At 70.7% G+C, this 22417-nt stretch carries 26 protein-coding genes and 1 riboswitch; of the genes, 12 read left to right on the top strand and 14 right to left on the bottom strand.

Features of this window, described 5'->3' with window-relative positions; genetic code table 11:
* Positions 1–53: 53 nt before the first annotated feature.
* Positions 54–1292 (top strand): serine hydrolase domain-containing protein, encoded by a 1239-nt coding sequence (locus ACWG52_RS20865; protein ID WP_389815998.1) that lies wholly within the window; start codon positions 54–56, stop codon positions 1290–1292.
* Between the two features lie 9 nt (positions 1293–1301).
* On the opposite strand, the gene ACWG52_RS20860 is transcribed toward ACWG52_RS20865, so the two are convergent.
* On the bottom strand, positions 1302–1571 hold the full coding sequence (locus tag ACWG52_RS20860) for a DUF4031 domain-containing protein (protein WP_030387344.1): 270 nt from the start codon (positions 1569–1571) through the stop codon (positions 1302–1304).
* A 7-nt stretch (positions 1572–1578) separates the two neighbouring features.
* Positions 1579–1953 (bottom strand): hypothetical protein, encoded by a 375-nt coding sequence (locus ACWG52_RS20855; protein WP_033223652.1) that lies wholly within the window; start codon positions 1951–1953, stop codon positions 1579–1581.
* A 265-nt stretch (positions 1954–2218) separates the two neighbouring features.
* Between ACWG52_RS20855 and ACWG52_RS20850 the strand changes: the two genes are divergently transcribed.
* From ACWG52_RS20850 to ACWG52_RS20830, 5 genes are all read left to right on the top strand, one after another.
* Positions 2219–3061 (top strand): MurR/RpiR family transcriptional regulator, encoded by an 843-nt coding sequence (locus ACWG52_RS20850; protein ID WP_453129072.1) that lies wholly within the window; start codon positions 2219–2221, stop codon positions 3059–3061.
* A 25-nt stretch (positions 3062–3086) separates the two neighbouring features.
* The gene (gene murQ / locus ACWG52_RS20845; protein ID WP_389815992.1) at positions 3087–4034 is read left to right on the top strand and encodes an N-acetylmuramic acid 6-phosphate etherase; all 948 of its coding nucleotides are present in this window, start codon (positions 3087–3089) and stop codon (positions 4032–4034) included.
* A 66-nt stretch (positions 4035–4100) separates the two neighbouring features.
* Complete coding sequence (locus ACWG52_RS20840) at positions 4101–5615, top strand: PTS transporter subunit EIIC (protein WP_389815989.1); 1515 nt, start codon at positions 4101–4103, stop codon at positions 5613–5615.
* 17 nt (positions 5616–5632) lie between these two features.
* Positions 5633–6025 carry a hypothetical protein gene (locus ACWG52_RS20835; RefSeq protein ID WP_389815986.1) on the top strand — a complete coding sequence of 131 codons (393 nt, stop codon included), beginning with the start codon at positions 5633–5635 and terminating at the stop codon, positions 6023–6025.
* A gap of 29 nt (positions 6026–6054) precedes the next feature.
* The gene (locus ACWG52_RS20830) at positions 6055–6645 is read left to right on the top strand and encodes a GNAT family N-acetyltransferase (protein ID WP_389815983.1); all 591 of its coding nucleotides are present in this window, start codon (positions 6055–6057) and stop codon (positions 6643–6645) included.
* Positions 6646–6652: 7 nt separating this feature from the next.
* On the opposite strand, the gene ACWG52_RS20825 is transcribed toward ACWG52_RS20830, so the two are convergent.
* On the bottom strand, positions 6653–8101 hold the full coding sequence (locus ACWG52_RS20825; protein ID WP_453125567.1) for a hypothetical protein: 1449 nt from the start codon (positions 8099–8101) through the stop codon (positions 6653–6655).
* Between the two features lie 139 nt (positions 8102–8240).
* On the opposite strand from ACWG52_RS20825, the gene ACWG52_RS20820 reads away from it, so the two are divergent.
* Positions 8241–8444, top strand: a complete 204-nt coding sequence (locus tag ACWG52_RS20820) for a hypothetical protein (RefSeq protein WP_389815977.1) — start codon at positions 8241–8243, stop codon at positions 8442–8444.
* 3 nt (positions 8445–8447) lie between these two features.
* On the opposite strand, the gene ACWG52_RS20815 is transcribed toward ACWG52_RS20820, so the two are convergent.
* Together ACWG52_RS20815 and ACWG52_RS20810 are read right to left on the bottom strand one after the other, a co-directional pair.
* Entirely contained in the window at positions 8448–8963 is a 516-nt protein-coding gene (locus tag ACWG52_RS20815; protein ID WP_453125566.1) for an amidase, read from the bottom strand.
* Complete coding sequence (locus ACWG52_RS20810) at positions 8960–9181, bottom strand: hypothetical protein (protein WP_033223642.1); 222 nt, start codon at positions 9179–9181, stop codon at positions 8960–8962. The genes ACWG52_RS20815 and ACWG52_RS20810 overlap by 4 nt, the downstream gene beginning before the upstream one ends.
* Positions 9182–9297: 116 nt before the next feature.
* Between ACWG52_RS20810 and ACWG52_RS20805 the strand changes: the two genes are divergently transcribed.
* Positions 9298–10134 (top strand): helix-turn-helix domain-containing protein, encoded by an 837-nt coding sequence (locus ACWG52_RS20805; RefSeq protein ID WP_390168204.1) that lies wholly within the window; start codon positions 9298–9300, stop codon positions 10132–10134.
* A complete protein-coding gene (locus tag ACWG52_RS20800) occupies positions 10118–10384 on the top strand; it encodes a DUF397 domain-containing protein (protein WP_390168202.1) in 267 nt (88 codons plus the stop codon). The genes ACWG52_RS20805 and ACWG52_RS20800 overlap by 17 nt, the downstream gene beginning before the upstream one ends.
* Here ACWG52_RS20800 and ACWG52_RS20795 read toward each other — a convergent pair.
* Complete coding sequence (locus tag ACWG52_RS20795; RefSeq protein ID WP_390168200.1) at positions 10368–11549, bottom strand: S8 family peptidase; 1182 nt, start codon at positions 11547–11549, stop codon at positions 10368–10370. The two genes, ACWG52_RS20800 and ACWG52_RS20795, sit on opposite strands and share 17 nt — an antisense overlap.
* A gap of 282 nt (positions 11550–11831) precedes the next feature.
* Positions 11832–13025 (bottom strand): S8 family peptidase, encoded by a 1194-nt coding sequence (locus ACWG52_RS20790; RefSeq protein ID WP_389815964.1) that lies wholly within the window; start codon positions 13023–13025, stop codon positions 11832–11834.
* 369 nt (positions 13026–13394) lie between these two features.
* On the opposite strand from ACWG52_RS20790, the gene ACWG52_RS20785 reads away from it, so the two are divergent.
* Both ACWG52_RS20785 and ACWG52_RS20780 read left to right on the top strand, forming a co-directional pair.
* Positions 13395–13754, top strand: coding sequence for a protease inhibitor I9 family protein (locus ACWG52_RS20785; protein WP_390168198.1), 360 nt, complete (start codon positions 13395–13397; stop codon positions 13752–13754).
* A gap of 44 nt (positions 13755–13798) precedes the next feature.
* Positions 13799–14182 (top strand): hypothetical protein, encoded by a 384-nt coding sequence (locus ACWG52_RS20780; protein WP_389815959.1) that lies wholly within the window; start codon positions 13799–13801, stop codon positions 14180–14182.
* Positions 14183–14198: 16 nt separating this feature from the next.
* Here the strand turns inward: ACWG52_RS20780 and ACWG52_RS20775 are convergent, their stop codons facing one another.
* The 3 genes from ACWG52_RS20775 to ACWG52_RS20765 all read right to left on the bottom strand — a co-directional run bounded on the left by ACWG52_RS20775 (position 14199) and on the right by ACWG52_RS20765 (position 17296).
* Complete coding sequence (locus tag ACWG52_RS20775; RefSeq protein ID WP_453125562.1) at positions 14199–15623, bottom strand: outer membrane protein assembly factor BamB family protein; 1425 nt, start codon at positions 15621–15623, stop codon at positions 14199–14201.
* A gap of 44 nt (positions 15624–15667) precedes the next feature.
* Positions 15668–16408: an SDR family oxidoreductase gene (locus ACWG52_RS20770; protein WP_389815954.1), complete on the bottom strand. Its 741-nt coding sequence runs from the start codon at positions 16406–16408 to the stop codon at positions 15668–15670.
* A 276-nt stretch (positions 16409–16684) separates the two neighbouring features.
* Positions 16685–17296 carry a phosphoribosylanthranilate isomerase gene (locus tag ACWG52_RS20765; protein ID WP_453125559.1) on the bottom strand — a complete coding sequence of 204 codons (612 nt, stop codon included), beginning with the start codon at positions 17294–17296 and terminating at the stop codon, positions 16685–16687.
* Between the two features lie 230 nt (positions 17297–17526).
* Here ACWG52_RS20765 and ACWG52_RS20760 point away from each other — a divergent pair, with 230 nt between their 5' ends.
* Entirely contained in the window at positions 17527–17862 is a 336-nt protein-coding gene (locus ACWG52_RS20760; RefSeq protein WP_453125558.1) for a helix-turn-helix domain-containing protein, read from the top strand.
* Positions 17863–17960: 98 nt separating this feature from the next.
* Here the strand turns inward: ACWG52_RS20760 and groL are convergent, their stop codons facing one another.
* The 4 genes from groL to thrC all read right to left on the bottom strand — a co-directional run bounded on the left by groL (position 17961) and on the right by thrC (position 22177).
* A complete protein-coding gene (gene groL, locus ACWG52_RS20755; RefSeq protein ID WP_030766353.1) occupies positions 17961–19583 on the bottom strand; it encodes a chaperonin GroEL in 1623 nt (540 codons plus the stop codon).
* A gap of 325 nt (positions 19584–19908) precedes the next feature.
* Positions 19909–20115, bottom strand: a complete 207-nt coding sequence (locus ACWG52_RS20750) for a cold-shock protein (protein WP_030009783.1) — start codon at positions 20113–20115, stop codon at positions 19909–19911.
* A 449-nt stretch (positions 20116–20564) separates the two neighbouring features.
* The gene (locus tag ACWG52_RS20745) at positions 20565–20843 is read right to left on the bottom strand and encodes a MoaD/ThiS family protein (RefSeq protein ID WP_389815946.1); all 279 of its coding nucleotides are present in this window, start codon (positions 20841–20843) and stop codon (positions 20565–20567) included.
* A 35-nt stretch (positions 20844–20878) separates the two neighbouring features.
* Entirely contained in the window at positions 20879–22177 is a 1299-nt protein-coding gene (gene thrC / locus ACWG52_RS20740; protein ID WP_389815943.1) for a threonine synthase, read from the bottom strand.
* Positions 22171–22328, bottom strand: a riboswitch (SAM riboswitch). (Overlaps the previous gene by 7 nt.)
* Between the last annotated feature and the right edge of the window lie 89 nt (positions 22329–22417).

Below are 22417 nucleotides of genomic sequence, written 5' to 3'. Positions count from 1 at the left end.
GTCCGCTCGGGGAGCCGCGGAACGCTCGGGGACCTGCGTCAGAGGGGATCCTCATGGGCCGGTACCGGACGCCCACCGTCCTGGCAGCCGCCTCGCTGCTGCTGACCGCGCTGTGCGCGGGCCAGGCTCCCGCGGCCGCCCCGCCCGGCCGGGTCGACATCGATCCCGTGATCGCCGAGCAGCTCGACGACGCGATCACCGCGGCCATGCGCAAGGCCGACATCCCCGGGGTCGGCGTCGGCCTGTGGATCGACGGCGAGGACCCCTACGTGCGCGCCTTCGGCACCTCTGACAAGGCCACCGGCGTCCCCATCAAGACCGACATGCACACCCGCATCGGCAGCGTCACCAAAACCTTCACCGTCACCGCCGTCCTCCAGCTCGTCGACGACGGGAAGGTACGGCTCGACGCGCCGATCTCGACGTACCTCGACGGCGTGCCCGGCGGCGAGAGGATCACCGTCCGGCAGCTCGCCGACATGCGCAGCGGCCTCTACAACTACACCGAGGACCCGCGCCTGCTGGCCGCCTACAAGGCCGACCCGCACCGCGCCTGGACCCCGCAGGAGCTGCTGGACACCGCCTTCAGGCACCCCGCGAACTTCCCGCCGGGCACGCGCTGGGAGTACTCCAACACCAACACCGTCGTGCTCGGCCTGCTCGTGGAGAAGGTGGGCGGACAGCCCCTGCACACCTACCTGCAGCAGAACGTCCTCGAACCGGCCGGCCTGGACGCGACCTCGCTGCCGACCGGCGCGGAGATCGCCTCCCCGTTCGTGCACGGCTACACGAACTTCACCCCGGACGGCGCGACCGTCGACGCCTCCACCTGGAACCCGTCCTGGGCCTGGGCGGCCGGCGCGATGATCTCCACCATGGACGACCTGCACTCCTGGGTCCCGACCCTGGTCACGGGCAAGCTGCCCGACGGCGACCGCCTGCTGGAGCCCGCCACCCAGGCCCAGCGGGTGCGCATGCTGCCCACCGGGCACCCCGACATCGGCTACGGGCTCGGCATCGCCGAGCTCGACGGCTGGATCGGCCACAACGGCGAGCTGCCCGGCTACGAGACCATCGCCGTCCGGCTCCCGCAGGCCCGCGCCACCATGGTGATCGTGGTGAACTCCGACGTCGACGGGAAGTTCGGCAACCTGAGCTCCCTCATCGCCAACACGGTCACCAAGATCGTGACCCCGGAGCACGTCTGGGGCCTCCCGCCGGCGGCCCAGCCCAACACCGTCCCTGAACCGTCCACGCCGGCGACGCCGTCGACACCGGCCCCGAGCTCGTAGACACAGGCCCTACGCCGCCGGTCGGCCCTTGGGGCGGCGCAGGCCCGCCGCCGTGAGGCGGCGGACGAGTTCCTTGCTGCCGATCTCCACCGCGCCGGCGCCCACCGCGTCCGCGTACCGGTACGAGGGCACGTCGTAGTGGTCCCGCTCGAAGGCTCTCGGCGGACAGCCGATGCCCGCCGCGAAGGCGTGCAGCTCCTCGTACGAGACGTCGCTGACCAGGTGCGACCACATGCGGCCGTGCCCCGGCCAGGTCGGCGGGTCGATGTAGACGGTCACCGGCGGCTCACCGGAGGCCGAGGACCGGGCCCAGGCCGCCGATGGCGGCCACCTTCACGCCCGCCTCCGAGCACACCCAGTGCGGGTCGGGTCCCAGCTCCGGCTCCACGTCCAACGCGTGCGGCTCACCGTGGTTGCACACCGGGCACAGCGGCCATCGTCCGTACTTCTCCAGCAGCGCGTCCTTCACGTCCTGAGCGACGAGTCCGGCAAGGTAGTCGACACCCTCCGGCCACTGCTCCACCCACCACCGGCGGTGCGTGACCGAGTCCTCGACGAGGGAGACGACATCGGCATCGGCGACCTCACCGGCGGCGAGATCGGCGAGAACGAGGGCACGGGCGACGTGCAGCGCCTGTTCCAGGGGGGTCGCGTGGTCCATGCGCCCATTGTGGACCCGCGAGGGCCCGGCGATGAAGGCCCACTTTCCGCAGGCCCAATGGCGTATTGACCGGACCTGGCCCTGAAAATAAATTTCAAGGGTGAGCCAGAACGCGAAGGAAACCGCCAACCGCCCACCCGTACCCGCCGCAGGCCCCGGCGCAGCCCCCGGCGTGGCTCCCGCCGCAGCCCCCGGCGCAGGCCCCGCCGCAGCCCCCGGCGAAGGCGCCCTCCCGGCTCCCCCGCCGCACGCCCTCCGAGCCCGGATCCGCAGCCTCGGCCCCACCATGACCCGCTCCGTACAAGCCGTCGCGGAAGCCGTCGCCGCCGATCCGGCCGGCTGCGCCCGGCTCACCGTCTCCGCCCTCGCCGAACACACCGGCACCAGCGAGGCCACGGTCGTCCGCACCGCCCGCCTCCTCGGCTACCCCGGCTACCGCGACCTGCGCCTCGCGCTCGCCGCCCTCGCCGCCCAGCAGGAATCCGGCACCGCCCCCACCGTCACCGTCGACATAGCCGTCGACGACCCGCTCGCGGACGTCGTCGCCAAACTGGCCCACGAGGAGGCGCAGACCCTCACCGACACCGCCGCCGCCCTCGACCTCACCCAGCTCGCCGCCGCCGTCACCGCGCTCGCCACCGCCCGCCGCATCGACATCTACGGCATCGGCGCCTCCGCCCTCGTCGGCCAGGACCTCGCCCAGAAGCTGCTGCGCATCGGCCTCGTCGCGCACGCCCACAGCGACCCGCACCTGGCCGTCACGGGCGCCGTCCAGCTCCGCCCCGGCGACGTCGCCGTCGCGATCACCCACTCCGGCACCACCGGCGACGTGATCGAACCGCTGCGCACCGCCTTCGAACGCGGCGCCACCACCCTCGCCCTCACCGGCCGCCCGAACAGCCCCGTCACCCGCCACGCCGACCTCGTACTGGCCACCTCCGCCGCCCGCGAGACCCAGCTGCGCCCGGCCGCCATGTCCAGCCGGACCAGCCAACTGCTCGTCGTCGACTGCCTCTTCGTCGGCGTCGCGCAACAGACCTACGAGAGCGCCGCCCCCGCCCTGGCCGCCTCCTACGAAGCCCTCACCCACCGCCACACCACCCGCTGACCCACACCGCACGGGAGCCGGCCACATGACCGCCCACGCAGAACTCCGCGCCCAACTGGACACCCTCACCACCGAGGCCTTCCGCCCGGAACTCGCCGAGATCGACCGCCTCCCCACCCTCGACATCGCCCGCACCATGAACGCCGAGGACGCCACCGTCCCGGCCGCCGTCGCCGCGCAGCTCCCGCACATCGCCGCCGCCGTCGACGCGATCGCCGAGCGGATGGCCCAGGGCGGCAGGCTGGTCTACGCGGGCGCCGGCACCGCCGGCCGGATGGGCGTCCTGGACGCCAGCGAGTGCCCGCCCACCTTCAACACCGACCCCGCCGACGTGGTCGGCCTGATCGCGGGCGGCCCGTCCGCCATGGTCACGTCGGTCGAGGGCGCCGAGGACTCGAAGGAGCTGGCCACCGAGGACCTCACCGCCCTGGAGATCGGACCGCTCGACACGGTCGTCGGCATCTCCGCCTCCGGCCGCACCCCGTACGCGATCGGCGCCGTCGAGTTCGCCCGTGCCCGCGGCGCGCTCACCGTCGGGCTCTCCTGCAACAGCGGATCCGCCCTCGCCGCGGCCGCCGACCACGGCATCGAGGTCGTCGTCGGACCCGAACTCCTCACCGGATCCACCCGTCTGAAGGCCGGCACCGCCCAGAAGCTCGTCCTCAACCTCATCTCGACCATCACGATGATCCGCCTCGGGAAGACCTACGGGAACCTGATGGTCGACATGCGTTCCTCGAACGAGAAGCTGCGCGCCCGCGCCCGCCGCATCGTGGCGCTGGCCACCGGCGCACCCGACGAGGAGATCGAGGCCGCCCTCACCGCCACCGGCGGCGAGGTCAAGAACGCCGTCCTCGTCGTCCTCGGCGGAGTCGACGGCCCCACGGCCGCCGAGCTGCTCGCCGCCGCCCGGGGCCACCTGCGCGCCGCCCTCGAACTCGCCCTGACCCACGCCCGTACCCACCCGCGCTGACCCCGACCCGACCCGAGTCGACCCGACCCGATCCGCCCGATCCGCCCCCGAGCCAAGGCGATCCACATGTCCACTGACAAGAACCGCGCCACCGCCGCCGCGATCCTTCCGCTGGTCGGCGGCCCGGAGAACATCACCTCGATCGCGCACTGCATGACCCGCCTACGCATCTCGCTGCGCGACCGCTCGCTGGTCCAGGACGAGGCCCTACGCGCCCTGCCCGCGGTGCTCGGCGTGGTCGAGGACGACACGTACCAGATCGTGCTGGGCCCGGGCGCCGTCGCCCGCGTGACCCCGGAGTTCGAGGCACTCGTCGAGGAGGCCCGCTCGGCCGCGCCGGCGGCCGCCCCGTCGGCCGCCCCGTCGGCCCCGCCCTCCGGCGGCATCACCGCAGGCGACCTCGCCGCTCAGGGCGCGGCACTGAAGGAGGCTCAGAAAGCCCGGAACGCCACGCCCTTCAAGCTGTTCCTGCGCCGCATCGCGAACATCTTCGTCCCGCTGATCCCGGCCCTGATCGGCTGCGGGATCATCGCCGGGCTGAACGGCCTGCTGACCAATCTCGGCTGGGTTCCCGCCGTCGTCCCCGCCCTCGCCGCCATCGCGTCCGGCTTCATGTCCCTCATCGCGGTCTTCGTCGGATACAACACGGCCAAGGAGTTCGGCGGTACGCCCGTCCTGGGCGGCGCGGTCGCCGCGATCATCGTCTTCCCGGGCGTCGCGAAGATCGACGCCTTCGGCCTGGAGCTCAAGCCCGGCCAGGGCGGCGTCCTCGGCGCGCTCGCCGCCGCCCTCCTCGCCGTGTACGTGGAGAAGTGGTGCCGCAGGTGGGTGCCGGAGGCCCTGGACGTCCTGATCACCCCCACCCTCACCGTGCTGATCTCGGGCCTGGTCACCCTCTTCGGCCTGATGTACCTCGCCGGTGAGGCCTCCTCCGCCATCGGCACCTTCGCGAACCGGCTCCTCGCCGGTGGCGGCGCCTTCGCGGGCCTGGTCCTGGGCGGCCTCTTCCTCCCCCTGGTGATGCTGGGCCTGCACCAAGCCCTGATCCCCATCCACACCACCCTCATCGAGCAGGACGGCTACACCGTGCTGCTGCCCATCCTCGCCATGGCGGGCGCGGGCCAGGTCGGCGCGGCCATCGCCGTCTACTACCGCCTCCCGCGCAACGCCTCGATCCGCGCCACCGTCAAGTCCGCCCTCCCGGCCGGCTTCCTGGGCATCGGCGAACCGCTGATCTACGGCGTCTCCCTGCCACTGGGCCGCCCCTTCGTCACCGCCTGCATCGGCGGCGCGGCCGGTGGCGCCTTCGTCGGCCTCTTCCACCAACTGGGCGTCGCCTTCGGCTCCACCGCCATCGGCCCCTCCGGCTGGGCCCTGTTCCCGCTGCTCGACGGCCGCGCCGGCGCGGGCATCACCCTCGTGATCTACGCGGGTGGCCTGCTCGTCGGCTACCTGGTGGGCTTCGCCGCCACCTACTTCTTCGGCTTCACCCGCCGGATGCTGGCCGACCTCGACAGCGACCCGGGCCCGGACCCCACGACCGCCACCGAAGCACCCCCGAAGGAACGGGTCCCCGCCTAGGACGGGATGCTGTGCGGATGCTGCTCCCCGCCGAAGCCGTCGCCGCCACGACGCGCATCGACGTCGTACGCATCACCGCCGGCCCCGAGCGCCACGGCGGCCCGATGACCGGGCCCGTCGTGGGGCACTGGGAGGGTCCCGCCGTCGCGGAGATGCTCACGGCCGTAACGAAGATGCCCGCCGCCGACCTCACGGCGTGCGGGTTCGCCCCCGGCTGGGGCCTGCGCGCGTACGCCGACCCGGCCGAGCCGCCCCTGTACGAAGCCGCGTTCTGCTACGGCTGCGACATGGCCTGGCTCTGGGGCCCCCGGATCCCGGAGCCGCTGCACCGCCAGACCTTCGCCTCGGACTCGCCGTACGCATGCGCATGCGCGCCGCGGGACCGCAATGATGCCGCAGGACCGCCGTGATGCAGACATGATGCAGACATGATGCAGTCATGATCGACTCCATACCTCCCGTCGTCCCCGCCGGTCGGATGCGCGCCCTGCCGCAGCCCGAGTTCGCGTTGCCGGGCGGCATGCTGCTGCGCCCCTGGGCGGCGTACGACGTCCCCGCGCTCGTCGAGTCCTGCCTCGACCCGGACATCCGGCACTGGAACCGGCCCGCCCTGCTCTCCCCGGCCGAGGCCGAGGAACGGATCGCCCTCTGGCACGCCCGCTGGCAGGACGAGGAGGCCGCGATCTGGGCCCTCGCCCCCGCTGGAGGCGGCCCGGCCGTCGGGCTCGTCGGCATCGGCGACCTCGACCTCGCGGGCGGCAGCGGCGAGATCCTCTACTGGCTGCTGCCCGCCGGACGCGGACGCGGGGTCATGGTGCCGGCCACCGAACGCGTCAGCCGCTGGGCCTTCGAGGACCTGGGCCTGCAGCGCGTACGGATCACCCACTCCGTGGCGAACCCGGCCTCCTGCGCCATCGCGACCAAGGCCGGCTACCCCCTGGAGGGCACCATGCGCGGCGCGCTCCTGCACGCGGACGGCTGGCACGACGAGCACCTGCACGCCCGCCTGCGCACCGATCCCCCGGTGTGAGAGGGGGTCACAGGGCCGGGGGTGGGGGCGGGGGCGGGGGCGGGGTGGGAGTCGGGGTCGGGGCCACGCCCTTGTCGACGGCGCCGGCCTTCTCCAAGAGCTCCCGGTAGGGCGTCTGCGCCATGGAGCCACGCTGCTGCGAGAGTCCGTACCGAACATTGGCCCGTTGGTTCACCAAGGAATTCACGCGGTTGTAGTCGATCCGTTCCTCGGGCGGCGACACGTCCACGCTGAAGCGCGGCCATTCGCCGCTGTCGATCCTCCACACCGTGATGCGCTGCGGGCCTCGGGTCGCGTTCAGGATTTCGCTGCTGTTCTCCATCTGGGATCGGTTCCGGTACTTCGCACCCTTCGGAGCCGCCTGCCCGTCTTCCTTCACGATCTGCGCACGATGCACCCTGGAATTCGGATAGTCGGCGGCCAGCGTCATCCTGTCCTTCCTGATCACATACACCTCCGTCTCAGCCCTGAGCGTCTCATACGGATGCTTCTTGCGATTTTCGGGATCCTGGATCTCGACCACCGCATCCTGCGAGACTTCTTCTCCGGGATTCAGTACGCGGCCCACCGGCGTGACGAATTCACCGTCGTAGACCAAGTCATAATCGGCGACCGTCACGTCGGGCGGACTGGCCGGCGCACCATGAATCCAGTAGATGCTGCCGAGAAGGTAGACGGGAACCTGACCGGCGTTCCTCACGTACAGATGTACCGTCACATACAGCGATCCACCCTTCACCATGTTCGACTCCTTGAACTCGGCCCCGCCCTGTATCAGAGGAGTCTTCACATAGGGCACGTAGATCTGCGAATACGCCAGGTTGGAGCCGGCGAGAAGAACGGAGAGGATCACTCCGATCGCGATCGACCTGGGAACCTGCAGCCCCTTCCAAGCCCGACATGCGAAGAGTTCGGACAGGGCTGCCGCGGACCAGACGACGAGGGCGATTCCGATCGCCGTGTACCGGTTGAAATGCTCGCCGATCTGCAGCACGAGGATGGAAATTCCGCAGAGGAGGGCGATCACGACGCCGACCAGAACGGCCACCCCTGAGTAACGCCATCGCCTCCCACCCCAGAAATCGACAGCGGCCGCCGCGGCGAACACTTCCACAACCGCCACCACAAGAATGGTGAAACCTCCTACGCGTCCGGCGTAGGTCAGAGCATCACCACTGTCCGACACTCCGATCTTGAAGAGCGGATATGCGGTGGCGAGGAGGCCGACGACCATGAAAAAGCCGGTCGTCCTGCGCAACGCCGCTCGATCCGGCCAGACGGTTCCGTCCTCACCGAGCCAACTGACGGGGTGATCCGCCGGCACGCCTTCACGACTCAGGAGGCCTCGGAATTCCTGTTCGGACCAGGCCTTCCCCACGGATCTGCCGTCGATCAGCACCTCGCGGACTCCGAGGTCATCAGGCGCCCCCACGACCACTACGCGTGCGTTTGCCATGACACCAGCGTGCCCCTTGACCGCAGGGGGCGCTTCTCGTGCGCCCCCTTGTGCGCCCCCCGCCGGCGTGCAAGCGCCGCGCCACAGAGGGAGGGTGGTGGTGGACGTAGCGGTGTCACTCGTTCCCGGAGGAGGTCCCATGAGTACCCGAATTCTCGCGTTCGCCACCGCCCTCGTACTGGCCGCTCTCGGAGCCACGGTCCCCGTCGCACAGGCCGCCGCACCGGCCATCACCGAAACTCAATGCAAGAACTCCGGCGGATCGGTGGAGTACGTCTCCACCACCGGCCTGTGGACCTGCGTGAACGGCGGGTACAACGGCGAACTCATCACCGACAGCTGAGGCTCATCCCGCGGCGGTCCGCAAGAACCCCGCCAGGTCATCGACGTCGTAGCCGAGCCTCGGACCGCGCTCGGCCGACATCAGCAGGAGCTGGCCGACGATCTCGGCGCCCCAACCGTCCGTGCCGTCCTCGGACCACTCCCACAACTTGTCGATGCCGAGGCCGGTCATCAGCAGCCCGTACTCGGTACGGACCTCCGCGCACAGCTCCGCGACCGCGTCGAGGAGCCGCCCGCCCGGACGCTCGCACCGAAGCCCGAGGCACCCGCCGAGGTCCTCCACCGCGCACCCCTGCGGCGGGGCCGCCCTGAGCCCCTCGTAGCGCGGATCGTCGAACCCCGGATAGCCCTCCAGCGGGCAGTGCACCAGCGTGAACCGCTGCCATCCGGACGGCGGAGGCGGCTTCGGGTCCCCCGCCTCGGGCCCGCACACCCCGCGCGGGGCGAGCGCCGTCTCCAGGCCGCGCAGCTTCCAACCGAGTTCGAAGGCGAAGTTCACCGCCTCCACCGACTCGCTCACGAGCCCCCCGCCCGCTCGTGCAGGACGGCGGCCAGCCGGAGCGCGGTGTCCAGGTTGCAGCGGCCCAGGTCGACCAGCGGCAGGCCGTACGTACCGGCGGCCGAGACCCGCTCCACGTCGAGCGAGGGGAACAGCACCCCGACCCCGGCGAGCGATTCCCGCAGCTGCTGGACGGCCTCCTCGGCCGCCTGCATGCGCTCCTGTGGGGAGAGCACCATGACATGTCACCTTTCTACTCTGAGTATTCAACTTCTTCACACAGAGTGGCGACGCGCTCACTAGCCTTTCAAGTGCGGACCCCGCAACAACCGCACGTGTTGCTCAGGGAGTTGCCATGCCACGAAAGAACCTCGATCCCTCCTCGTCACCCCGCGCCCTGCTGGGCGCCGAGCTGCGCGTAGCGCGCGAACGCGCGGGCCTGAGCCAGGCCGAACTCGGCGAACGGCTCTTCGTCAGCGGATCGTTCATCGGTCAGCTCGAAGCGGGTACGCGCCGTATGCAACTCGACTTCGCTCGCCAGATCGACGACGCCCTCGATACGGGTGGCTTCTTCGAGCGCAACTGCGAGGCCGCAGCCAAGTCCAAGTACCCGGACCACTTCACGGAAGCAGCGGAGGCGGAGGCTCGGGCGAAGACTATCCGGGAGTACGCCCCTCAGCTGATCCCCGGGCTGCTCCAGACAGAGGCCTACGCACGCGAGGTGTTCCGCGCGTATCAGCCGACGGCCACGGAGGAGACCATCGACGAGCTGGTCACGAATCGCCTGGCCAGGGCCTCGCTGCTCCATGACCCAACAACCCCACTGTTGTGGTGCGTCCTCGACGAGGCGGTCCTTCGACGCGCCGGGGACAGCCCTGCGATCCTGGCCGAGGCTCTGCGGCACATCGCGCGCCTGATCCGGTCCTGCCGGATCATCGTCCAGGTCCTGCCCTTCAGCGCGGGTCTGCACGCAGGCATGCTCGGGTCGCTCAAGCTGATGTCATTCGACGACGCCCCTCCTTTGGCGTACGTCCAAGGCATGGGGACGGGGCAGTTGTTCGACGATCCTGCGACGGTCACCCAGCACACGCTGACCTACGATCTGCTCACGGCCAACGCGCTGTCGCCACGCAAGTCTCTGGCCTTGATCGAATCGGTCGCGGAGGATTACGAACATGACCAGCACGCCTGAGTACGACCTCTCGACTGCGACATGGCACAAGTCCAGCTACAGCGCGGGCGACGGCGGAAACTGCCTGGAGATGGCCACCTGGCGGAAGTCGACGTACAGCGGTGGCGACGGCGGGGACTGCCTGGAAGTCGCCGACGGCCATCCCGACCTCGTGCCCGTACGGGACTCCAAGCGGCCCGAAGGCCCGCACGTGGTGTTCCACGCGCGGGCCTGGGCCACCTTCGTGGGGTCGGTCAGAGACCGTTCGTGAACAGCAGCTTGTCGGGGCCGTTGTCGCTGAGGTTCTGGATGACGTCCTCGGTGGCCTCGTTCTTCAGGAAGTTCGCCACCTCGGTCGGGGTCGCGGTCGGGTGCGCGGCCTTGTAGAGGGCCGCCACCCCGGTGACGTGCGGCGCCGCCATGGAGGTGCCGTTCAGCGACACGCTGCCGCCGCCGTTCCGCGCCGAGATGATGTCCTGGCCCGGGGCGTACAGGTCCAGGATCTCGCCCCAGTTGGAGAAGTCGGTCTCCTGGTCGAAGCGGTTGGTCGCGCCGACCGTCACCGCGTTGGCCGTGGAGGCGGGCGAGACCCGGCGGGCGTCGATGTTGTCGTTGCCCGCCGCGACGATCGGCAGCACGCCCCGGTTGAACAGCGCGTCCGTGGCATCGTTGACCGGCTGGAAGCGGTCACCTCCCAGCGAGGCGTTCAGGACGGCCGGCTGCCGGGCGTTGTTGGCCACCCAGTCCAGGCCCGCGATGATCCCCGACCAGGGGCCCCGACCGTCGCATCCCAGGACCCGGACGCTGACCAGGCTCACCTTGTGCGCCACGCCGAAGGTCTCGCCGCCGACCGTGCCCGCGACGTGCGTGCCGTGGCCGTTGCAGTCCGCGCCGTTGCGGCCGTCGCCGATCGCGTCGAAGCCGGCGCGGGCGCGGCCGTCGAACTCGGTGTGCCGGAAGTCGATGCCGCTGTCCAGGATGTACGCCGTCACGCCCTGGCCGTTGGTGTTGGGGCTGAACTCGTTGTCGAGCGGCAGGTGCCGCTGGTCGATCCGGTCCAGGCCCCAGGAGTTCGAGGGCGCCTTGGTCGCGACGCCGGACGCGGGCGCCGGCGGGGCGGTGACCAGGGCGTCCTGTGCCACGGACTTCACGCCCGCCGTCTGCCGGGCGGCCTGCAGCTGCTTCTCGGTGAGGGTCGCGGAGAAGCCGTTCAGCGCCTTGCTGTAGGTGAACTTCGCCTTCACCCCGAGGGACGCCGCGATCTTCGCCGGGCTCGCGGACTTGTCGAGCGTGACGATGTAGCTCTCGGGGATCGGGTTCGCGGCGGTGAGCAGCGGTGCCGGGGTCGGCTCCGGGGCCGCGGCGGAGGCGGTGGCGGCCGCGACAGGGGTGACGGTGACGAGAAGGGCCGTGGCCAGACGGGCGAGCAGACGCATGGAAGGAGCTCCCTGACGTACTTCATGAAGGTCGGCGTGGAGGAGCCGCCCCCGCGACCTGGAGTCCTCCGCGGGTGCGGCCCTCCCGTACATCGGATCCGTCCCGGAAAGGACTTGAGTCGCTCGCCTCCGCCTGGCGGACAGTGTGTTGCTTCGGCCGGGGGGTGTCGCGGACGCTGCAGAAAGGGTCATGCCGGGCCGCAGCCCGGGGGACGTCCCGAACGGACGACCGCAGGAAGATCACCCGTACGGGCGGCCGGGGGCCGCCCGTACGGAGGCGGGTCAGAGACCGGCGGTGTAGAGCAGCTTGTTGGGACTGGCCGGGCTGAGATTGCTCAGGACGTCCTTGGTGGTCTCGGACTCCAGGAAATCGGCGAGGGTCTCCGGGTCCGCCGTCGGGTTCTTGGCCTTGTAGAGGACCGCGACACCGGCGACGTGCGGCGCGGCCATCGACGTACCGTCGAGGGCCTCGCTGCCGCCGCCGAGCTTCGCGGAGACGATGGCCTCACCGGGGGCGTAGAGGGTCACGCACTGGCCCCAGTTGGAGAAGCTGGTCTCCTCGTCGTACCGGTTGGAGGCGGCGACAGTGACCACCTTCCCGGCGGAGGCCGGCGAGACGCCACAGGCGTCCTTCGCGGAGTTGCCCGCCGCGACGACCGGCAGGACACCCGCGTCGGTGACCGCGTTCGCGGCGTCGTTCAGCGCGTCGGACTTGTCCCCGCCCAGGGAGCCGTTCAGTACCGCCGGCTGCTTGGCGTTCTTCGCCACCCAGTCCAGGCCGGCGATGATGCCGGAGAACGTCCCCTTGCCGTCGCAGCCGAGGACGCGGACGCTGACCAGGCTCGCCTTGCGCGCCACCCCGTACGTCTTGCCCGCGACCGTGCCCGCGACGTGCGTACCGTGGCCCTGGCAGTCCTGGCCGTCGCGGCCGTCATCGATCGCGTCGAAACCGAAAGTGGCACGGGTGGCGTCGGGCCCGCCGAACTCGGTGTGCTGGTAGTCGATCCCGGTGTCGAGGATGTACGCGGTCACCCCGGCGCCGTTGCCCACGGCGGTGAAGTCGTCGTCGAGCGGCAGCTTCTGCTGGTCGATACGGTCCAGGCCCCACGAGTTCGACGGGGCCCGCGTGCCCGAGACGGTGCTCGGCCTCGGGACGGACTGGACGCTCGCGTCCTCCTCGACGGCCTTCACTCCCAGGGCGTTGCGGACGATCGTCAGTTGGAGCGGGGTCATCGGGGCCGCGAAGCCGTTGATCGCCGAGGTGTAGACGAACGTGGGCTTCAGGCCCAGCTTCTGCGCGGCCTTGGCCGCGTCCACACCCTTCCCCAGCGTCACGATGTAGTTGCCGGGCACCGGGTTGGCGGCGGTCTTCAGCGGGGCCGGGGTCGGCTCCGGGGCTGCGGCGGACGCGCTGCCCGCAGCGATCGGGGGGACCGTGATGAGGGCGGCGGCGGCCAGGCGTGCGAGCAGGCGCATGGAAGGAACTCCCTGATGGGGCATGGTGAACGGCGGCATGGGGAGGCCGCCCTCACGGCACCGGGTGCTTCTGCGGGGGCGGCCCTCAACTCCATCGCTGCCACCCTCGTGCAGCTTGAATCACCGGCTCACCTGGTTGCCCGTCCGGTGCCGGCATCGACGCGCCGTCGCGCGCACCGTGCAGAAAGGATTGTCCCGCTGTGTCGTACCGGTCGTGCCCTGTCCCGCTCGGCCTTCGACCCGGCCGGCCGGATCACCCGTACGGCCCGCCGCCGGACCAGGGGGGCGCACGGCCGGTGCGCCGCCCATGCCCCCGCCACACCCACCGGCGTCGTTGACCGGCCCCCTCACCCGTGATGGCCTCGGTCCATGCGCATCCCCCTGAAGCGAGTCCTGCCCGTGGCCGTGGCCGTACTGGCCACCGTCGCCGTCCTGCCCGCGGCCGCGGCCACCGCCGCCGTGCGGGAACCCGTACCGCACACGGCACCCGCCGACCACGCCACGTACATCGTCAGCGTGCGGGGGGACGTCGATCCGGCGGAGGTGGCCGACCGGGTCGGTGCCACCCCGGTGTACGTGTACCGCACCGTCCTGCACGGCTTCTCCGCCCGGTTGAACCCCGGCCAGGTCGAGGAGTTGCGGGGGATGCCGGACGTGGAGGCCGTCGAGGAGGACGGCCGGGCCACCGGCGGCGAGGGCTCCGGCCGCACCTGGGAGTGGGGGTCCTGAGGCGCATGTGACCCAGGGGCGGGGAGGCGGGGGACACTGGGCCCATGCAGCTCCCCGCCGAAGTCCTGGCCGACACCGCGCTGATCGAGGTGGTACGGATCTCCGCCCGGCCGAAGAAGGTGGGCGCCCCGTACCCGGGCGAGACCGTCGCCCACTGGGCCGGGAGCGAGGCGGCCGACGCCCTGGCCCTGATGAGGACCCTGACCGGCAGTGGACAGCACCGGTGCGGCTTCTCACCGGGATGGAGCGTGCGCGGCTACGAGAAGTCCCTCGACATCGTCCTGTTCGAGGCCGCGTTCTGCTTCGGCTGCCACGAGGTCCGCATGCACGGGGCGGCGGTCCCGCCGGACCTGGCCCGGCAGTTCTTCGACGTGGACGCTCCGCCCGCCCAGGAGCTCCTCGCCCGCTTCCGCGCAGCCGGCACCTGACCCCGGCCGGGCGCCGTCACCAGCCGAAGACCGGGTCGATGTCGAAGGTCGGCGGGAGCAGGCCCTTGCGGTCCAGGTTGACGAAGACGTACGAGCCGGGCGGGCCGGGGTGGAAGGTGAACCGCTCGCCCAGCGGCACGTCGCGCAGGACCGTGGGCTGCTCCCGGCGCCCGCCGTCGGCCAGGCCGTGCAGGGAGAGGTACGTCCGCCAACGGTCGGAAGTCACCACCCCGACCTCGCCCGGGCCGGTCGGGGCCAGCCCGCGCACGACCTCCTCGCCGACGCCCGCGTGCCAGACACGACGGCCGTCGGTGAGGGAGTAGGCGGCCACGCCGTTCTTCTCCCCCTCCTTCACCGGGGTGACCATCAGGTCGCCGGTCAACACCGGGGCCGGCTCGGAGAGCAGGTCCCCGGCCGGACCCGAGGCCGGTACGAAGCCCCGCAGCCGACCCCCGGCATCGAACAACAGCACCGCGTCCATGCCGCGTTCGGCCGTCTCCGTCACGCGCACGACGGGCGGGACGGCGGACAGCAGCCGCACCTCGCGCAGCCGGCTCGCCGTGGGCAGCGCGGTCTGCCAGGCGCGGGTTCCCGTAGCGGAGTCGACGGCCGTGATCCGGGCCGAGTCCCCGCACTCCTCCACGTACAGGGCGTGTCGCTCCGAGCCGTCCACGGCCTTCACCGTGCAGTCGGCGGGTATCGGGACCCGCCAGCGCTCCGCGCCGCCGCGCAGGTCGAGGCCGGTCACCGCGTCCCGGTCGGCCACGACGGCGCTCGCGCCGGCCGCGGCCACCAGCGCCCGCCCGGCGTCGCGGGTCCACTCGACGTGGCCGTCGGCCAGGTCCACGGCGACGACCTGCGAGCCGCACGCCCCCGGGCTCTCCCCGTAGGTGAGGAGGCCGATGCCCGACGGGGTCGTCCGACTGAGCGCGCAGAGCGGCGTACGCTCCGGGGCGGGCAGCCGCCAACCCCTGCGGCCCTCACCGTTGTAGGCGACGAGGCCGTCGGTCCGGGCCCGTACGAGCATGCCGCGCTCGGGCGCCCAGACGCCGACCGCGGCGGCCGCCGGATGCACGGGCTGCTGCCATCCGGACAGGTCCATGTGCGGGCCGCGCGCGTACTCGAAGCCCAGCCAGCCGGGGACCGTCGCGGCCAGCGCCACGCAGCCGGCGAGGACCCGGACGGGCACCGGGGCACGGCCGTGGCCGCGTTTCCTCGACGTCCGCCACAACAGCCACGCGGCGGCGGCGCACAGCGGGGCGAGGAGCGCGAGACCGCCCGTGCCGCGCGGGCAGCTGTCGATCCCGCACACGCGGCCGGGGCCGTCGGTGAACACCAACTTCGCCAGGAGGATCAGGTACAGCACCGCCACCGCGGCGAACGCGGCTGCCGCGGTGAACGCGAGGTGGCCCAAGAGCCGTGCCGGCCGCGGTCTTTCCATGTCCATGATCCCCTCCGACCGCAGCCTAACCGGGGGGTCGGTATTCAGAGCGCGGAGCCTCCGGTGGCGTCGACCACACGCCCGGTCACCCAGCGAGCGGCGTCGGAGGCGAGGAAACCGACGACGTCCGCGATGTCCTCGGGGCGGCCGACGCGGCCGAGCGCGGAGAGGGAGGCGGCGCGCGCCTCGGCCTCGGCGTCGCCGCGCAGCCAGCCGGCGTTGATGTCGGTGTCGACGATGCCGGGGGCGACCGAGTTCACGGTGATGCCGCGGGCGCCGAGGGCCTTGGCGAGGTTCAGCGTCAGGGTGTCGAGCGCGCCCTTGGTGGCCCCGTAGGCGAGGATCTCGGGCATCGCGATGCGGGCGGCGCCGCTGGAGATGTTGATGATCCGGCCCCCGTCGCGCAGCCGCCCGAGTGCCTCCTGCACCACGAAGAACGGCGCCCGCACATTCACCGCGAAGACCCGGTCGAAGTCCCGCTCGGTGATCTCGCCGAGCGGAACGGGCAGTCCGATGCCCGCGTTGTTGACGATGATGTCGACCCCGCCCAGCCCCAGCTCGTCGTAGGCCGCCCAGAGCGCGGCGGCGGCGCCGGGGCTGCCGAGCTCCGCGCGCAGGGTGAAGGCCCGGCCGCCGCCGTCGGCGATGCGCCGGGCGGTCTCCCGGGCGGCCGTCTCGTCGCTCGCGTAGGTGAGCACCACCGTGACGCCGTCGGCGGCGAGCCGCTCGGCGATGGCTCGGCCGATGCCCCGGCTGCCGCCCGTGACCAGCGCTGTTCTGTCCATGAAGTCCCCCGCAAGATTCCGTAATGATCACTACAGAATTAACCTGACACGGTGCTCCGGTCCGTCAAGCCCCGAATACGCGCGCCATGACGTGGGTATCCGCGCGAGGCGCAATGGAGTCCCAGCCACTCCCCCGACACACCGCAGAGGACCGCCCCCATGACCTTCACGAGGACCCGTCGCCTGGCCTTCGCCCTCGTCGCCCTGCTGGCCGGCCGCCCGACTCCTGGGCGCGTCGCCGACTGACGTCCGGCGCGGCGAACCGTGTGCCGCCGGTCAGCGCGCCCGGGCGGCCTCGATGAAGGCGCGGATCAGCTCCGGCGACTTCACGCCGCGCTCCCGCTCCACCCCGCTGGACACGTCCACGCCCCAGGCCCCGGTGGCCGCGAGCGCCGCCCGCACGTTGCCCGGGTTCAGTCCGCCGGCGAGCAGCCACCGCCCCTCGGGCGCGGTGAAGTGCGCCGCACCCCAGTTCCACGGCTTGCCGGAGCCCGGGTCGGGCGCGTCCAGCAGCAGCAGGTCCTCGCCGTACTCACCGCAGCGCTTCACGTGCTCGGCGGTGGCCCGCAGCAAGGTCCGGCCCTCCGCGCGCAGCGCCGCGAAGTCCTCGGGGCCCTCGTCGCCGTGCAGCTGCACCCCGCGCACCCCGCTCTCCTCGGCGAACCGGCGCACCTCCGCCACCGTCTGCCCCCGGAACACCCCGACGGTCAGCACCCCGCCCGGCACCCGCGCGGCGAGCTCCCGCGCGGTGGCGGCGTCGACGGTACGCGGGCTCCCGGGCGCGAAGACGAACCCGACGGCATCGGCCCCGGCGGCCACCGCCACGTCGACGTCGTGCGCGGTCCGCAGCCCGCAGATCTTGATGAACACGCCCGCCGCATCAGTCATGCCAGCAGTCAACCATCCGCTTCACGTCAACGACACCGGGCGCTTTTCACTCCATGGCGTGCGCCTCGTGCCCCGCTCGTATTATGTCGCCAACGACATAATACGGTCCGCCGCATGGACGCTCTGTACGTGATCGAGGTGGAGCCCGAAGTGCGCACCTGGCTGGAAGGCCTGACCGACAGGCAACACCTCAAGGCGACGTACAGCCGCGGCAACGAAGGGAACGCGTCATGAACCACGCCCGCAGGAAGCTGACCCGCGAGAAGACGGCCGCGCGAGAGTACGCCGAGTCGGCCGAAGTACGGGCCGAGCGGGCCGAGATCCGGCTGGCCATGGCCTTCGCCAAGGCCGTCTACGAGCGGCGCAAGTCGCTGGGACTGTCCCAGGCCCAGCTGGCCGAGCGGGCCGGACTCACCCAGGCGAAGATCTCCCGGGTGGAAGGCGCCGACGCGGTACCGACGCTGCCCCTGCTGCGCCGCCTCGCGCACGCTCTGGACGCCGGCCTGACCATCGCCTTGGACGAGGACCACGAAGAGGTCACCTTCACCGCACGCCCCGCCGCCTGAGGCGCCTGGTTCCGGAAACGCCCGAGGGCGGCACCCCTTCCGGGGTGCCGCCCTCGTTCGAGAACAGCCGATCAACCGGTGGCCGGAGCCGAGGTCGATCAGAAGTCCATGTCACCACCCGGCATGCCGCCGCCCGCGGGGGCACCGGCCTTCTCGGGCTTGTCGGCGATGACGGCCTCGGTCGTCAGGAACAGCGCGGCGATCGACGCGGCGTTCTGCAGCGCGGAGCGCGTGACCTTCGCCGGGTCGATGATGCCCTCGGCGATCATGTCGACGTACTCGCCGGTCGCGGCGTTCAGGCCGTGACCGATCGGGAGGTTGCGCACCTTCTCGACGACGACGCCACCCTCAAGACCACCGTTGACGGCGATCTGCTTGAGCGGGGCCTCCAGCGCGAGCTTCACGGCGTTGGCGCCGGTCGCCTCGTCACCCTCGAGCTCCAGCTTCTCGAAGACCGCGGAGGCCTGCAGCAGGGCCACGCCACCACCGGCGACGATGCCCTCCTCGACGGCCGCCTTCGCGTTGCGAACGGCGTCCTCGATGCGGTGCTTGCGCTCCTTGAGCTCGACCTCGGTCGCGGCACCGGCCTTGATGACGGCCACGCCGCCGGCCAGCTTCGCGAGGCGCTCCTGGAGCTTCTCGCGGTCGTAGTCCGAGTCGGAGTTCTCGATCTCGGCGCGGATCTGGTTGACACGACCCTGGACCTGGTCGCTGTCACCGGCACCGTCGACGATGGTGGTCTCGTCCTTGGTGATGACGACCTTGCGGGCGCGGCCGAGCAGGTCGAGACCGGCGTTCTCCAGCTTGAGGCCGACCTCCTCGGAGATGACCGTGCCGCCCGTGAGGATGGCGATGTCACCGAGCATGGCCTTGCGGCGGTCACCGAAGCCCGGGGCCTTGACGGCGACGGACTTGAAGGTGCCACGGATCTTGTTGACGACGAGGGTGGAGAGCGCCTCGCCCTCGACGTCCTCGGCGATGATCAGCAGCGGCTTGCCGGACTGCATGACCTTCTCCAGGAGCGGCAGCAGGTCCTTGACCGAGCCGATCTTGGAGTTGACGATCAGGATGTACGGGTCGTCGAGGGACGACTCCATGCGCTCCATGTCGGTGGCGAAGTACGCCGAGATGTAGCCCTTGTCGAAGCGCATGCCCTCGGTGAGCTCCAGCTCCAGACCGAAGGTCTGGGACTCCTCGACGGTGATGACGCCTTCCTTGCCGACCTTGTCCATGGCCTCGGCGATGAGCTCGCCGATCTGGGTGTCGGCGGCGGAGATGGAGGCCGTCGAAGCGATCTGCTCCTTGGTCTCGACGTCCTTGGCCTGCGCCAGCAGGGCGGCGGAGACGGCCTCGACGGCCTTCTCGATACCGCGCTTGAGGGCCATCGGGTTCGCACCCGCGGCCACGTTGCGCAGACCCTCGCGGACGAGCGCCTGGGCGAGAACGGTGGCGGTGGTCGTACCGTCGCCGGCGACGTCGTCCGTCTTCTTGGCGACTTCCTTGACCAGCTCGGCGCCGATCTTCTCGTACGGGTCCTCGAGCTCGATCTCCTTGGCGATGGAGACACCATCGTTGGTGATCGTGGGGGCGCCCCACTTCTTCTCAAGGACGACGTTGCGACCCTTGGGGCCAAGGGTGACCTTGACGGCGTCGGCGAGCTGGTTCATCCCACGCTCGAGGCCGCGGCGGGCCTCCTCGTCGAACGCAATGATCTTGGCCATCTGAAGTGGTCCTCCCGGACAGCGGTGGATTGCTCCGGACCGCGCCCGCGCCCGCGACGGACGGCCTGCGTGCCCGGCGGTTCCTTCCCACCGGACCCTGCGGGCCTCACCGACCCGGTCCTCGTTTCAGTAGCACTCTCACCAGGAGAGTGCTAACGCCAATGATTAGCACTCGACCCCCCCGAGTGCAAGCGGCTTGGGACAACACCTGGCCACTACCGGGCCTACGCACGAGGGGCCCCCATCCCGTGTCCAGGATGTGGGCCCCTCGTGGTGTTCCAAGTCTTCGATGAAGACCGTGCGTCGGTGGTCGATCGCTCCAGGACTAGCCGAGTGCGAGCTTGACCATGTCCGCCTGCGGACCCTTCTGGCCCTGCGAGATCTCGAACTCGACCCGCTGACCCTCTTCAAGGGTGCGGTACCCGTCCATCTGGATGGCGCTGTAGTGGACGAACACATCCGCACCACCGTCGACCGCGATGAAGCCGTAGCCCTTCTCCGCGTTGAACCACTTGACGGTGCCCTGAGCCATGCCTAACTCCCCTATTACTGGCCCTTGCGCAGGAACGCACTTCACGATCCCGGGTCAGAACTTGCGTCGGAACGCGTCGACCGAGGCTGAATGTATCTGCGCGGATGCTGTCTGCAACAGGTCAATCCGATGAGAATTCTGGACACAGAGAAACATTGAAATAGAGTGAAAATTTGCCATACTCCCGGGCAACTCGGGCCTGACATATCTCGCCAAAGCCCCATAACGCACTCGCATGTTGGCCCGATGTCGACCCTCACGCGGCCCGTTCATATGCGGCGGGCAAGAACAGCGGAGGGGACTTCCCCAACCCTACCGTGCCCAATCAAGCAGAATTGCCCCCTCCGCTTTGGCGGAGGGGGCAATTTCGGTTTGCGCGTGTCACCTGGAAGACGACCAGGATGATTCGGGCGATCCGGGGAATCCGGGAGATCCGGAAGATCCGGGGATCAGCACCCGCCGGCGACGGCCGGGATGATCGAGACACCGGCGCCGTCGGGCGTCGCCGCCTGCAGCCCGCCCTCGAAGCGCACGTCGTCGTCGTTGACGTAGACGTTCACGAAGCGGCGCAGCTTGCCCTGGTCGTCCAGGACGCGCGCGGCGATGCCCGGGTGGTTCTTCTCCAGGGACTCGATGACCTCGGCGAGGGTCGAGCCCTCGGCCGGGACCTCGGCGACGCCGCCGGTGTAGGTGCGCAGGATGGTGGGGATGCGGACGTTGACGCTCATGGCGCTACTGCCTTTCCGGGAGAGCGGAGGGGAGATCAGGCGAGGCCGGCGGCGCGGAACGCGTCCAGGCTCGGGCGGATGGTGGCGGTCTGTCCGCTGTCCGCGGCCACCGCCTCCAGGGTCTTGAGGCCGTCACCGGTGTTGAGGACGACGGTGGTCAGCGTCGGGTCGAGCTGCCCGTTCTCGATGAGCTTCTTCGTCACGCCGACGGTCACGCCGCCCGCGGTCTCGGCGAAGATGCCCTCGGTCTGCGCGAGGATCTTGATGGCCTCGACGACCTGCTCGTCGTTCACGTCCTCGACGAATCCGCCGGTGCGCCGGGCGATGTCCAGGACGTACGGGCCGTCCGCCGGGTTGCCGATCGCGAGGGACTTGGCGATGGTGTTCGGCTTCTGCGGGCGGACCACGTCGTGACCGGCCTTGAAGGCGGTGGACACCGGGGAGCAGCCCTCGGCCTGAGCGCCGAAGATCTTGTACGGCTTGTCCTCGACGAGGCCGAGCTTGACGAGCTCCTGCAGACCCTTGTCGATCTTCGTCAGCTGCGAGCCGGACGCGATCGGGATGACGATCTGGTCGGGCAGCTGCCAGCCGAGCTGCTCGCAGATCTCGTACGCGAGCGTCTTGGAACCCTCGCCGTAGTACGGGCGCAGGTTGACGTTGACGAAGCCCCAGCCCTCGCCCAGCGGGTCACCGATGAGTTCGGAGCAGAAGCGGTTGACGTCGTCGTAGTTGCCCTCGATGCCGACCAGGTCGCCGCCGTACACACCGGCCATGACGACCTTGCCCTGCTCCAGGTCGTGCGGGATGAACACGCAGGAACGGAAGCCGGCACGGGCGGCCGCGGCGCCGACGGCGCCGGCCAGGTTGCCGGTCGAGGAGCAGGACAGGGTGGTGAACCCGAAGGCGCGGGCGGCCTCGACGGCGATGGCCACGACGCGGTCCTTGAAGGAGTGCGTCGGGTTGCCGGAGTCGTCCTTGACGTAGAGCTTGCCGGTGATGCCCAGCTCCTTGGCCAGGTTGGCCGCGTCCACGAGCTTGGTGAAGCCGGGGTTCAGGCTGGGCTTGGACGCCACGTCCGCGGGGACCGGCAGCAGCGGCGCGTAGCGCCAGATGTTGTTCGGGCCGGCCTCGATCGCGGCGCGCAGGGCTTCGGGGTCACCGGTCGGGAGGTCGTAGGCGACTTCCAGCGGTCCGAAGCACTCGGCGCACGCGAAGATGGGGCCGAGCTCGAAGCGGGTACCGCACTCGCGACAGGAAAGGCCGGTGGCAGGTCCGAGATCAACAGAGGTGGCGACAGTCTGTGCAGCCATGATGGCGAGGCCCTTTCTCCTCATCTTCCCCATGGCGCACTTCGCCATGAGACGGAATTGGCACCTTCCCTAGCCGGGGACCTCGCTGACGAGCGCTGCTGCGCGATCGCGAGAACCGACTGGAGGGTTGCCGGGGCTTCAACGGGCCGTGTCCCTCTGCCCCTCTGGATGAGCGGTATGGCACCGGCACACGCGCTCTGTGGCGCGCCGGTGCGTTTGTACGCGGGGACCCCCGGCATGCGGTGGTCCTTCGCGTTGTTCAAG

It is taken from the genome of Streptomyces sp. CLCI03 (assembly GCF_053615355.1).
This window is presented reverse-complemented; position numbering and strand designations above follow the sequence as displayed.